We start from the raw sequence: 12,600 nt of genomic DNA, 5'->3' as shown, positions 1-12,600 counted from the left end.
GCAACGGGGTGCGGCCCTTCGCCGTGTCCCTTCGCCGTGTCCCTTCGCCCGGGGCCGGCCGTTGCAGGCCGCCGAGGTGGACCTCGCGTCGCTGGTCGCCGAGGCGGTGTGGGGCGCGCGCCGCGGGCGACCGCCACCACCGGCGGCTGGGATCGCGCCTCGCCGCCTCGCCGCCTCGCCGCCTGGCCGCCTGGCCGCCTTGCCGCCACGCCCCTGGACCTCGGCGACGAGGCCCGCCTCCGCCAGGTTGCGGCCCGCCTGCCGGCCGACGCGCGGGCGCGCCCGCCCGTCGGCACGAGGGGCGTCGCCGGCGTGGAGAGCAGCGGCTCAGACTGCGTCGTCCGCGTCCGCGACGACGGCCCCGGCATCCCGGCCGACCTCCTCCCGTCGGTCTTCGAACGCCGCACGCGAGGCGACGCCTCCCGTGCCCGGGCCGCCGGCGCGGCGGGCGGCTCCGGACTCGGCCTCCCCGTCGCCGCGGCGATCACGGCCGCGCACGGGGGCCCCGTCGACGTACGCGGCGAGCCGGGCCGTACCGACTTCACGGTCGGGTTGCCGTCAGTGGTGCAGGACGTGGCACCACCGGGCGGCGACCGTCACGTCCTGCACCACTGATCCCCTCCTGCCGCGTCTCTCCCGCACTCCCGCGCACCCTCGCGGCCTCCTCGGCCGCCCCGGCCCTCAGTAGTTCAGCCAGTCCGCCCCCAGCGCCTCCCGCACCGCGTCCAAGGCCTCCTCCGTACGGCCCCGGACGTCGAGGAAGCAGCCGTCGACCTCGCGCAGCAGCACGTCGGGACCGCTGAACCAGCGCAACCCCGGCCCCACGCGGGGGAGTTCGCAAAACGCCTCGGCGAGGTCGAGGTCATCGTCGACGAGCGGGGCGTGGTCGGTGAGCCCGTCCTCCAGTTGCAGCAGCTCGGACATGACCATCGAGACGCCGGCCGAGGACAGACTCGGCTCCCAGGGTTCCCAGCGCTCCTGCGACTTGTCGGCGAGGTCCGTGCGGATCACCGTGCCGGGGTCCTCGCGCTCCAGGTCCGTCAAGGGCACTCCCCAGAAGGCACACCCCTGGTTCTCCACCCGGTACACCAGCGCCCCGTCGGACACGTACAGCCGGTCGGGTGCGAGCAGCGTGTCGTGATTGCTCGTCAGGTCGCGACGGCGCCCGAAGAGCAGATACGCCTCCCTCAGGGCAACCGGCAACGACACCCCCAACCGCCGCTCGGCCGCCGTCAATTCGTCCGGGCCGTACCCGTCGCCGGGCTCCAGGGGGCGCCCCCAGAACGCGGCGAAGTCCCGGACGAAATCCCAGGCCAGGTCGCGGTCGCGAAGCGCTCCGGCCAGCCTTTCCCCCATGTCGGACACTGTCTCCATGCCCGCACCCTACGGCGGCCCACCGACAACCCGGCGCGTCAGCCGTTTACATCCGCGTCATCCGGCGCTACCTTCCGCACCAGTGGGGTGGGAGCGCTCCCATAACGGTGGACCGGAACCCGCCCAGGAAGCGCTCCCACCCCATCCTCCGCGCGCGCGTTCCTCACGACCGCCGAGCGAGGGGACGAAGTTCACCAGCTCCCGCGACGTTCCGATGGCCGACCGGACAGTACCGGCCGGCCCGTCGGTGTCCGGCCTCCGAAACGGCGACGCCACCTACGGGCGGACAGGACGTGATGGTGCACAACGCCGACCGGAACGGCTCGCTGGGTCGCGGGTGGAGCGCGGCGTCCGGCCACGTCGCCTCCGGCTCGGGAGGTGACGGCGCGACGAGTCTTCCCTGTCGGGTCGGCTGACCGCCGCTCTGGGCGGACCCGGTGGACAGTGAGCCGATGTCCACCGGGTCCGCGAGCCGGTCGGTCCCAAGGGGGGGAGTGTGGGCGTGACCGGGTGGAACGTGGCTTGGGTGACGCTGCGGTGCGACAACGTTGTCTAATGGTCTGCACATGACTCTACCGCCTCAACGGACAACGATGTCAAGTGACTTGGACTGCTCCGGCCGGGTGAGTGCGGGGGCGTGCCCGGACGGCCGTACGCGCTCTTCCGTGGTACGGCTGGCGCACGCTACTGTCCCTGCGGCTTGTGCGACCTGTGGTGCGCGACCCGTCCGGAGGAGGAGGGGCCGCGTCATGCGTTTCCGTCCCGTGTCTCTGCTGCTGGCCGCCGCGCTCGCGGCCGGCGGCAGCACCCCCGCCCTCGCGGCGACCGCCGCGCCGCCACCCGTCCTGGTCAAGGACCCGACCCCGTACGTCGATCCGCTCATCGGCACGAAGAACGGCGGCAACGTCTTCCCTGGCGCCGTCACCCCGTTCGGCATGTTCTCGTTCAGCCCCGAGAACACCAGAGGCGACGCCACGCGCACCGCCGCGCCCGGCGGCTACCAGTACGACGCCACCCGCATCCGCGGCTTCAGCCTCACCCACATGTCCGGCACCGGCTGCGCGGGCGGCAGCGGCGACATCCCGCTCTTCCCGTACGCGGGCTCGGTCACCTCGTCCCCGGCCGCCGACACCAAGGACGCCGTGTACGCGGCCGACTTCAGCCACGCCGACGAGACCGCCGAGCCCGGTCACTACAAGGTGGGCCTCGCCTCCGGCGTCACCGCCGACCTCGCCGCGACCGCCCGCACCGGCTCGGCGCGCTTCACCTTCCCGGCCGACAAGCCCGCCTCCCTGCTGGTGCGAACCGCCAACTCCGAGGTGGGGTCGACGGATTCCACCGTGACCATCGACCCGGCCGCCCGTACGGTCTCCGGTTCGGTCACCTCCGGCAACTTCTGCGGCTATCTCGACCCCGAGGGCCAACGCGCCTACTACACCCTGTACTTCACCGCCCACTTCGACCGCCCCTTCAAGGCCAACGGCACCTGGCAGGACGACCGGCTGACCCCGGGAGCCACCTCGGCGAGCGGCGGCACCGGCGGCTTCTCCAACGGCGGCCGGCCCGTCGCCGGCAAGGGGGCCGGCGGCTACGTCGAGTTCGCCCCCGGCACCGGCCCGGTGAACGTCAAGGTCGGCATCTCCTACGTCAGCCGGGCGGGTGCCGAGGCCAACCTCAAGGCCGAGAACCCGCCTGGCCGTTCCTTCGACACGGTGCGCAAGGAGGCCGGCCGGGCCTGGCGGGACCGGCTCGCCGCGATCCGGGTGGGCGGGGGCACGGACGCCGAACGCACCACGTTCTACACCGCGCTCTACCACGCGCTCCTGCACCCGAACGTGATCAATGACGCCGACCGCCGCTACCGGGGCGACGACGGCAAGGTGCACCGGGTGGGCGGCGGCCACCGGGCGCAGTACGGCACGTTCTCCGGCTGGGACGTCTACCGTTCCCAGGTCCAGCTGCTCACCCTGCTCGATCCGCGCGCCGGCTCCGACATCGCGCAGTCGCTGTACGAACTCGCCCGCCAGAACGGCGGGGTCTGGGACCGCTGGCTGCACGGCGCGAGCGGCACCCACGTCATGAACGGCGACCCGTCGCCCACCGCGCTGGCCGGTATCCGCGCCTTCGGCGGCACGGACTTCGATCTGCGCGGTGCGCTCGCCTCGCTGGTGAAGGCGGCCACGGTGCCGACCGAGGCGGACCTGTCGGCGGCCGGGAAGCCGGTGCTCTCGGTCGGCCAGCGTCCGTCCCTCGACAAGTACCTGAAGCTGGACTACATGCCGTCCGTGTCCAACGCCTGGGGCGGCGCCGCCGAGACGCTGGAGATGTCCGGCGCCGACTTCGCGCTCTCTCAACTCGCCACGGCCGCAGGGCAGAAGGACACGGCTGTCGCCTTCTCCCGGCGCTCCCAGTGGTGGCAGAACAACTTCAACCTCGCCGCCGACCCCACCGGCGGCTACATCGCCAACCGCAAGGCCGACGGCAGCTGGGTCACCGGCTTCACCCCGGGCACCGGCAACGGTTTCGTCGAGGGCACGGCGGCCCAGTACACCTGGATGGTCCAGCACAACCCGGCCGGTCTGTTCGCCGCGATGGGGGGCCGGGACAAGGCGCTGGCCCGGCTGGACACGTTCTTCCACGACACCGACGGCGGCTGGGCCTTCACCGGCAGCGGCGGCGACAAGTCCGAGCTGGACAACGAGCCGTCGATCAACGTGCCCTACCTGTACGACTACGCCGGCGCGCCCTACAAGGCCCAGGAGACCGTCCGCGCGGCGATGAGCGCTCTGTGGTCGACCCGGCCCGGCGGGATCCCCGGCAACGACGACCTCGGCGAGATGTCGTCCTGGTACGTCTTCTCCGCGCTCGGCATGTACCCCCAGGTCCCGTCCCGGGCGGAACTCGTCCTCGGGTCACCGCTGTTCGAGCGGATCGAGATCCACCGGCCGCACGGCGACGACATCTCCATCCGGGCGAAGGGCGCGGCGGCGGACGCGCCGTACATCCGGTCCCTGAAGGTCGACGGCCGCGGCACCGACCGCCCGTGGTTGCCCGCCTCGCTGGTGCGGGACGGCGGCCGCCTGGACTACACCCTCTCGGCCACCCCCGACCGCACCTGGGGCAGCGACCCCGCCGACGCCCCGCCTTCCTTCCGGGACGGCGAACAGCCGTACCAGATCGGGGTCGGCCCGACCACGGCGACGCTCGCGCCGGGCGGCAGCACCGAGCTGAACATCCGGGCGCTGGCCCTGAACGGCGGCACCGGACCCGATGTGCGCTACCGCGTCGAGACGCCGGCGGGGGTCACGGCGACGCCCGCCGAGGGCACGGTGACCGACGGCTCCCAGGACATCACCCTGACCGCCGACGGCGCAGCGCACCAGGGTTTCTACGACGTGCGGGTCACCGTGACCTCGGGCGACACGTCCTACGGGCAGCCGGTGGCCCTGACGGTCGCCGCCCCCGGCACCCTGCTCGCCGCGTACAACAACACCGGTGTCTCGGACGACACCGGCGACCACGACGAGGCGGACTACGACGGCGGCGGCTGGAGCTACTCGCGCCAGGCCCTCGCCGCCGCCGGTCTCACCCCGGGCGGCCAGGGCACGGTGGACGGACTCACCTTCACCTGGCCCGACTCGCCGGCCGCCCGCCCGGACAACGTGTCGGCGGCCGGACAGACCATCGAACTGGCCCGGCCCGCCGGCCGGTTGTCGTTCATCGGCAGCGCCGTCAACGGCAACCAGCAGACCAGGGCGACCGTCACCTACACCGACGGCGGCACCGACACCGTCGACCTGGCCTTCACCGACTGGACCGTCGGCGGCGGGGCGGGCACCGTCCAGTACGGCAACGAGGTCGTGGCCAGGGCCGCGTACCGCAATGTGGCGGGCGCGGACCGGGATCCGGTGGCGACCTACGTCTTCGCCACCAGGACGTTCACGGCCCCGGCCGGCAAGGCCGTCGCTTCGGTCAGGCTCCCGGACGACACCGATCTCCACGTCTTCACCCTCGCGGTGGGCTGACGACGCCCGGAAGGTGTGCCCTCGCCCGTTTCGGTGGCGGGGGCACATCGCCGCGTGCGAGCATCTCCGAATGGGGAAACGGCCGCTGTTGCCCGAGGAGTTCCGGGCCGAAGCGCGTACGGCTTTCGCGTTCCTGGTGGACGGCGAGGGCTTCTGGCCTCCGGAGGACATCGACGGCGGACTGCGGTACCGGCGCGCGGACCTGATGGTGCGCGTCTGGTTCCTGGGCGGCGCCGAGTCCGAGGTGCTGACCAGACTGATACCGGTGGCGCCGGACGGCACCCGCGGGCGTGGTGCCTGGCTCGACGACCTGTACACGGCGGCGGAGTGCGGCCCGCCCCAGGACGTCCCCGTCTTCGCGGCCACCCGCAGAGCGGTGGTCCGGCGGGTCCATCAGCACGCGGACGCCCTGCGCAGACTGCTGCCCCGGCTGCCCGCCGTGCCGTGAGCCGCCCGCGCACCCGCGTCCAGACGTACGAAGGGGCGGGCCCGTCTCCGGACCCGCCCCTTCACCCGCGGTCATGCTGTCAGGGTCATGCCGCGGGTGTCATTCCGCCGGATTCACGCCAGCAACTCCACCTCCGACAGCGTCGACTCGCCGTCCAGGACCAGGCGGTAGTGCGCGTACGAACCCGGTGACCGGACCGAGAAGGCGCGGGTCTGCCGGTCCCAGGCGAAGGACTCGCCGGAGCGCCGGTCCAGAGTCCGCCAGGTCGTGCCGTCGGACGAACCCTGAAGGGTCCAGCCGGTCGGCGCCTTCGTGTGATCGGCGGACGAGGTGAGCGTGTACTGGACGCCCTTGGTGCCCGTGGTGACGGGCAGGTCCACCGAGGACACCGTGGCGTCGCTCGCCGAGGTGTTGTCGAACAGGGCGCCCGTACCCTTCAGGGCGTCCGCGCGGGGCGTCGGCACCTGGTCGTCCTGGGTGATCGACACGGGTGCCGCGTTCCTGCCGCTGCCCCAGGAGGACGGCTTCGACCCCATGGAGAAGTCCAGCACCCCGCCCTTGGCGAGCAGCGAGTGGGGCAGCGAGGTCGACGTCCAGGTACGGCCGTTGACCTTCAAGCCCTGTACGTACACGTTCTTCGTGCTGTTCTTCGGCGCCTTGACGACCAGGTCCCGCCCGTTCTCCAGGTGGACCGTCGCCTTCGTGAACAGCGGTGAGCCGACGGCGTACTCGCCGCTGCCCATCACGAGCGGGTAGAAGCCGAGCGCGGAGAACAGGTACCAGGCCGACTGCTCGCCGTTGTCCTCGTCGCCGTGGTAGCCCTGGCCGATCTCGCTGCCGGTGTAGAGGCGGGAGAGGACCTCGCGGACGTTCTTCTGGGTCTTCCATGGCCGGCCCGCCGCGTCGTACATGTAGTTGACGTGGTGCGCGACCTGGTTGGAGTGCCCGTACATGCCCATCCGCACGTCCCGGGCCTCGGTCATCTCGTGGATGACACCGCCGTAGGATCCCACGATGTCCGGCGAGGCCGTCTCGGGGGTCGCGAAGTAGGTGTCGAGCTTCTCCGCGAGGCCGCTGCGGCCGCCGTAGAGGTTGGCGAGACCGCGGGAGTCCTGCGGCGCGGTGAAGGCGTAGCCCCAGCCGTTGGTCTCCGTGTAGTCGTAGCCCCACACGCGCGGGTCGTACGTCGAGGAGTCGACCCGCCAGTCGCCCTTCTCGTCGCGGCCCTGGAAGAAGCCGGCCTTCGGGTCGAAGAGCTTCACATAGTCCTGGGCACGGTTGAGGAAGTACTCAGCTTCCTCCTGGTAGTGATTCTGGCCGGTCTTCTTGTAGAGGGCCTGGCCCATCTTCGCGATGCCGTAGTCGTTGAGGTAGCCCTCCAGCGCCCACGACAGGCCCTCGTGCGTGTCGGTGCTCGTGTAGCCGAGGAAGGGTGAGGTGGCCATGCCCTTGCGGCCCACGCCCGAGGACGGCGGCACGACGGTCGCGTTCTTCAGCGCGGCGTCGTAGGCCGCCTTGGCGTCGAAGTGGACGCCCTTGACGTACGCGTCCGCGAAGGCGACGTCCGAGGACGTGCCGGTCATGAGGTCCGCGTACCCGGGCGAGGACCAGCGCGAGGTCCAGCCGCCGTCCTTGTACTGCTGGACGAACCCGTCCACCATCTCGCCCGCCTGACTGGGCGTCAGCAGCGAGTAGGCGGGCCAGGTCGTGCGGTAGGTGTCCCAGAACCCGTTGTTGACGTACACCTTGCCGTCGACGATCTTCGCGCCGGTGTGGGTCGGGGTGTCGGGGCCGGGCATAGGCGAGAACGGGGAGGCGTACTTGTACGTGGAACCGACCTTCTCGAAGCCGGAGTTGGGGTAAAGGTACAGCCGGTACAGGCTGGAGTAGAGCGTGGTCAGCTGGTCCGGGGTGGCGCCCTCGACCTCGACCTTGCCGAGCACCCGGTCCCACTGGCCGCGGGCCCGGTCCCGGACCGTGTCGAAGGGAGTGCCGTCGGGGATCTCCTGGCGCAGGTTGTCCTTCGCCTGGTCGAGGCTGATGAGCGAGGTGGCCAGGCGCAGGGTCACCGTGCGGTCGGCGCCCGCGTCGAACCGCAGGTACCCCTTGACCCCGCTGGACGATCCGTCCTTCACCGGCTTGTCGAAGACGCCGTAGACGAACAGCCGGGTCGCGCCGGTCGACAGTCCGGACTTCACGTCCGAGTAGCCGGTGACGGTCCCGGTGGCCGGGTCGAGGGTCAGCCCCGCCTGGTCGGTGACGTTGTCGAAGAGGACGCTCGCGTCGTCCCCGGGGTAGGTGAAGCGCAGCGCCGCCGCGTGGTCGGTCGGCGCCATCTCCGCCTTCAGACCGTTCTCGAACCGCACCCCGTAGTAGTACGGTCGCGCGGTCTCGTTCTCGTGCCGGAAGGCCAGCTGGCGCGCCGTACGGCCGGTGTCCGGGGTGCCGGAGGCGGCCGAGGGCATCACCTGGAAGGTCTGCCGGTCGCCCATCCAGGGGCTCGGCTCGTGGCTCGCGCTGAACGCCTGGATCATCGGCAGGTTGTCGGCGTTGTTCGCCCGGGCGTAGTCGTACAGCCAGCTGAGCGAGGACGCGTTCGTCACCGGCGTCCAGAAGTTGAAGCCGTGCGGCACGGCGGTCGCGGGGAAGTTGTTGCCGCGGGAGAAGCCGCCGCTGGAGTTGGTGCCGCGGGTGGTCAGCGCGTAGTCCGAGAGATGGGCCCTCGGCTTCTCCGGCGCCACGGAGCGGATCTTCACGTCGTCCAGCCAGCCACGGAACTTCGCCGGGCCCGCGGGGGAGTCGTACGCCACCAGGATCCGGTCGACCGTCCGTCCGGCGGCCACCGACCCGATCCGCGAGGCGACGTTGTTCCACTGATTGACGTAGAGCGACTTGGCGGCGCCCTGCCCCCGCGGGGTGAGCGGGAAGCCGTGCTGGTCGGTCGCGCCCAGACCGCTCAGATAGGTGCCGTCGGTGAAGGCCAGGTCCACGGCGACGTTCGTGGCGTCGTAGTCGCGGTCACCGTCCGCCATGGACGGGAAGATCCGGTAGTCCAGCTCGGTGTCCCGGCCGACCGCCACGTTCACGTCGAAGACCTTGTTGTACGAGTACGCCCGGCCGTTCGCGGTGTGCCGTCCGGCGTAGCGCAGGGCCTTCTTCCCGGTGAAGCCGGCGCCCGACTTCGCGGTCGGCGAGCCGCTCGGGCCCCGGTCGACCAGCGACAGCATCTCCGGCGGCACGGGACCGCCGCTGCCGCCCGTGGAGAACTGGACGTCGGCGAGCTGGAGGATGCCGGAGGCGCCGTTGTTCTTCGTGATGTCCAGCCGGAAGTGCTGGTAGGCGGCGGCCGGTTCGGCCAGGTCGTACGACTTGGTCTGGAAGCGCTCGGGGAAGGTCTCGCCGGAGCGGGTGTCGAGGGTCTTCCAGTCCGTACCGTCGACGGAGCCCTGAAGGGTCCAGTCCTTCGGGTCGCGTTCGGCGAAGTCGTTCGCGGAGGTGAGGGCGTACGTCTTGATCGCGAGCGGCTTGTCGAGGTCGAACTCGGCCCAGCCGGTGGCCTCGAAGGCGAGCCACTTGGTGCCCGGCTCGCTGTCGGCGAGGTTCTCCTTCACCTCGCCGCCGCCGGTGTTCTCGGCGGAGGCCCGTACGTCGGTGACGTGGTCGGTCACACTGCCCGGGATACCGGTGCTGTAACCACCGTCGACGCCCGAGGCCCGGCCGCTGCCGTCCGGCGCGGTGTCGACGGTGTTGAGCCAGTCGGGAGCCGGGTCGCCCGCCTCGAACGAGGAGGCGAACTCCCGGTCCGCGGAGGCGGTCGCCGGTAGCGCGACCGCCGCTCCCTGCGCACCCACCGCCATGACGAAGGCGGCCGCGAAGGCGACCGCCGCACCCCATCTGTGCCGAGTTCTGTGCCGCATTCGAGGAGCCCTCCCTGCACTGGACAACGTTGTCAAAAACAGGCGCAGGGACCAGTAGTGGGTGAAGTGGCCTGTGATGTCAAGGGCGTTGACAGGGGCATTCGGGGTCTATGTCGCGGAATTTTCCGGCAAGGTACCCACAGGCGGCTCATATTTCCGGGAGGTCTCAACTCGGAAAAGACCCATGGCCAACGTTGCATTCGATCTTGCTCTGTTGGCGGGAAGTGGACTATACCTGTCGGCGATTCGATGAACTGCTGCACGTCCAGTACGACCCTGCTTGACCTGACCGCGGTGCCGGGAGGATCCGGTTCACCGCCTGAGTCCTGTTAGAAGGCGAGGACTTGAGCATGGGATCCACTTCCGCAGAGAACCACGGTTCCGAACGACCCGAAGGTGTCGGCCGGCGCGCTCTGATCCAGCGCTCCGCCGCGCTCGGCCTGATCTCCGTACCGACGATGAGCTTCCTGTCCGCCTGTGCCAGCGGTGGAGGCGACGATTCCGGAGATGACAACACGCAGGGGAAGGGGAAGACCAGCAAGGACAACCCCTTCGGCGTGGAGAAGGGCGGCAAGCTCGACGTCGTCATCTTCAAGGGCGGCTACGGCGACGACTACGCCAAGGCGTGGGAGGCGGCCTTCCAGAAGGCGGTCGGCGTCACCTCCACCCACACCGGTACCCAGGAGATCGGCGGCAAGCTCCAGCCCCGCTTCAACGGGGGCAACCCGCCGGACATCGTCGACGACTCCGGCGCGCAGCAGATCAAGGTCGACGTGCTCTACAAGAACGACCAGCTGCTCGACCTCGCCGAGGTGCTGGACTCGCCCTCGATCGACGACCCCTCCAAGAAGGTCCGCGACACCCTGATCCCGGGCACCACCGACCCGGGCCTCCAGGAGGGCAAGGTCGTCGCCCTCAACTACATCTACACGGTGTGGGGCCTGTGGTACTCCGGCAAGCTCTTCAAGGAGAAGGGCTGGGAGGAGCCCAAGACCTGGGACGACTTCCTCGCGATCAGCAAGGACGCCAAGTCCCAGGGCATCGGCGGACTGGCCCACCAGGGCAAGTACCCGTACTACATCAACGTCGCCATCATGGACCTGATCGCCAAGAAGGGCGGTCTGGACGCCATGAAGGCGATCGACAACCTCGACCCGAAGGCGTTCGTCGGTTCCGACGCCGCGCAGGCGGCCATCGAGGCGATCTACGAGGTCGTCGAGAAGGGCTATCTGCTGCCCGGTACGAACGGTCTGACCCACACCGAGTCCCAGACCCGCTGGAACCAGTACAAGGCCGCCTTCATCACCTGTGGCTCCTGGCTGGAGAACGAGCAGCTCAAGCAGACCCCGGACGACTTCGACATGAAGTTCATGCCGATGCCCCTGCTGCCCGACAGCGCGATGCCGTTCGAGGCGATCCGGGCCGGCTCCGGCGAGCCGTTCATCATCCCCAAGAAGGCCAAGAACCTGCCCGCCGCCAAGGAGTTCATGCGGCGGATGCTGTCCAAGGAGTGGTCGACGACGTTCGCCAAGGAGGCGAACTCGCTGACCATCCTCAAGGACGGCGTCGACGCAGGCGTCCAGCTGCGGCCCGGCACCCAGTCCACGGTCGAGGCGTCCAAGGCGGCCGGCGACAACACCTTCCGGTTCCTGTACACCGAGTGGTACAGCGAGATGGGCGCCTCCATCGAGGCCGCGTCCAACGAGCTCATGGCCAAGCGCATCCAGCCCAAGGAGTGGCTGAAGCGGGCCCAGGCGGCGGTCGACAAGGCGGCCAAGGACCCGGCGTCCAAGAAGAACCACCGCGACTGACCGCGCTCGACGAGGCGGAACCCGGGCCGGAATCCTCTCCGGCCCGGGGGAGGACACCAGGGGCAGGAACGCCATGCGCAAAGGGCAGTACAGGTTCGTCGCGGGATTTCTCTTCGTTCCCGTGGCGCTTTATCTGATCTTCGTCATCTGGCCGTACATCCAGACGTTCGGTTATTCGCTGACCGACTGGAAGGGGCAGTCGCAGTCCTTCAACTTCGTGGGCCTCGACAACTACAAGGCCCTGTTCCAGGACGACGTCTTCCTGAAGGCCATCTGGCACAACATCCAGTTCCTGGTGTTCATCCCGGTGATCACCATCCTGCTCTCGCTCTTCTTCGCCTTCATGGTGAACGCGGGCGGACGCAGCCGTTCCGGCGGTGTCAGCGGGGTCGCCGGATCCAAGTTCTACAAAATCGTCTACTTCTTCCCGCAGGTGCTGTCGCTGGCCATTCTCGCGGTGCTGTTCAACGCGGTGTACCGCAGCGACGGCGGCGGCATGCTCAACGGCCTGCTGATCAAACTGGGGCTGGTCGACCCCGACACCCCGGTGGAATGGCTCAACGAGCCCGGCATCGTCCGCTGGGCGCTGATCCTCGTCGTCGTCTGGCACGGGGTCGGCTTCTACCTGGTGCTGTTCTCGGCCGCCATGCAGTCGATCCCGAGGGACATCTACGAGGCCGCCCTCATCGACGGCGCCGGCCGCGGTCAGTCCTTCTTCCGCATCACCCTGCCGCTGCTGTGGGACACCGTCCAGACGGCCTGGGTGTACCTGGGCATCGTCGCGATGGACATGTTCGTGCTGGTGTCGTCCATGACGGCGAGCATGGGCGCGTACGGCGGCGGTCCCGATCACGAGAGCGACGTGATGTCGACCGTGATGATGCGCAACTTCCTCTACTTCGGCAAGAGCGGCTATGCCTGCGCCATGGGCGTGATCATGCTGCTGCTCACCCTGGTCCTGTCCGTGGTCACACTGCGCGCCACCCGCCGTGAGCGCATCGAGTTCTGAGCGGGAGAGACGACGA

Annotated in this window: 7 protein-coding genes; 5 read left to right on the top strand and 2 right to left on the bottom strand. The window is 69.9% G+C overall.

All coding sequences use genetic code 11. The features are described 5' to 3' along the window. Nucleotides 1–108: 108 nt before the first annotated feature. Nucleotides 109–615: a sensor histidine kinase gene (locus ACFV0T_RS03580; RefSeq protein ID WP_385773971.1), complete on the top strand. Its 507-nt coding sequence runs from the start codon at nt 109–111 to the stop codon at nt 613–615. Nucleotides 616–681: 66 nt separating this feature from the next. Here the strand turns inward: ACFV0T_RS03580 and ACFV0T_RS03575 are convergent, their stop codons facing one another. Further along, nucleotides 682–1,374: an SMI1/KNR4 family protein gene (locus ACFV0T_RS03575; RefSeq protein WP_385773969.1), complete on the bottom strand. Its 693-nt coding sequence runs from the start codon at nt 1,372–1,374 to the stop codon at nt 682–684. A gap of 749 nt (nt 1,375–2,123) precedes the next feature. Between ACFV0T_RS03575 and ACFV0T_RS03570 the strand changes: the two genes are divergently transcribed. Together ACFV0T_RS03570 and ACFV0T_RS03565 are read left to right on the top strand one after the other, a co-directional pair. Further along, nucleotides 2,124–5,399, top strand: coding sequence for a GH92 family glycosyl hydrolase (locus ACFV0T_RS03570; protein ID WP_385773967.1), 3,276 nt, complete (start codon nt 2,124–2,126; stop codon nt 5,397–5,399). Between the two features lie 70 nt (nt 5,400–5,469). Beyond that, nucleotides 5,470–5,847 (top strand): hypothetical protein, encoded by a 378-nt coding sequence (locus tag ACFV0T_RS03565; protein WP_385773965.1) that lies wholly within the window; start codon nt 5,470–5,472, stop codon nt 5,845–5,847. Nucleotides 5,848–5,960: 113 nt separating this feature from the next. Here ACFV0T_RS03565 and ACFV0T_RS03560 read toward each other — a convergent pair whose 3' ends face one another. Next, nucleotides 5,961–9,764 (bottom strand): GH92 family glycosyl hydrolase, encoded by a 3,804-nt coding sequence (locus tag ACFV0T_RS03560; RefSeq protein WP_385773963.1) that lies wholly within the window; start codon nt 9,762–9,764, stop codon nt 5,961–5,963. 350 nt (nt 9,765–10,114) lie between these two features. On the opposite strand from ACFV0T_RS03560, the gene ngcE reads away from it, so the two are divergent. Then, nucleotides 10,115–11,575: an N-acetylglucosamine/diacetylchitobiose ABC transporter substrate-binding protein gene (gene ngcE / locus ACFV0T_RS03555; RefSeq protein WP_385773961.1), complete on the top strand. Its 1,461-nt coding sequence runs from the start codon at nt 10,115–10,117 to the stop codon at nt 11,573–11,575. Between the two features lie 73 nt (nt 11,576–11,648). Then, nucleotides 11,649–12,584: a carbohydrate ABC transporter permease gene (locus ACFV0T_RS03550; RefSeq protein ID WP_385773957.1), complete on the top strand. Its 936-nt coding sequence runs from the start codon at nt 11,649–11,651 to the stop codon at nt 12,582–12,584. Nucleotides 12,585–12,600: the final 16 nt, after the last annotated feature.

This window comes from Streptomyces sp. NPDC059582 (genome assembly GCF_042735715.1).
Lineage (GTDB): Bacteria > Actinomycetota > Actinomycetes > Streptomycetales > Streptomycetaceae > Streptomyces.
This window is presented reverse-complemented; position numbering and strand designations above follow the sequence as displayed.

Coding starts and splice junctions, on each gene's coding strand:
- ACFV0T_RS03575 (WP_385773969.1), bottom strand. CDS start 1,374: ATGGAGACAGTGTCCGACATGGGGGAAAGGCTGGCCGGAGCGCTTCGC.
- ACFV0T_RS03570 (WP_385773967.1), top strand. CDS start 2,124: ATGCGTTTCCGTCCCGTGTCTCTGCTGCTGGCCGCCGCGCTCGCGGCC.
- ACFV0T_RS03565 (WP_385773965.1), top strand. CDS start 5,470: ATGGGGAAACGGCCGCTGTTGCCCGAGGAGTTCCGGGCCGAAGCGCGT.
- ACFV0T_RS03560 (WP_385773963.1), bottom strand. CDS start 9,764: ATGCGGCACAGAACTCGGCACAGATGGGGTGCGGCGGTCGCCTTCGCG.
- ngcE (WP_385773961.1), top strand. CDS start 10,115: ATGGGATCCACTTCCGCAGAGAACCACGGTTCCGAACGACCCGAAGGT.
- ACFV0T_RS03550 (WP_385773957.1), top strand. CDS start 11,649: ATGCGCAAAGGGCAGTACAGGTTCGTCGCGGGATTTCTCTTCGTTCCC.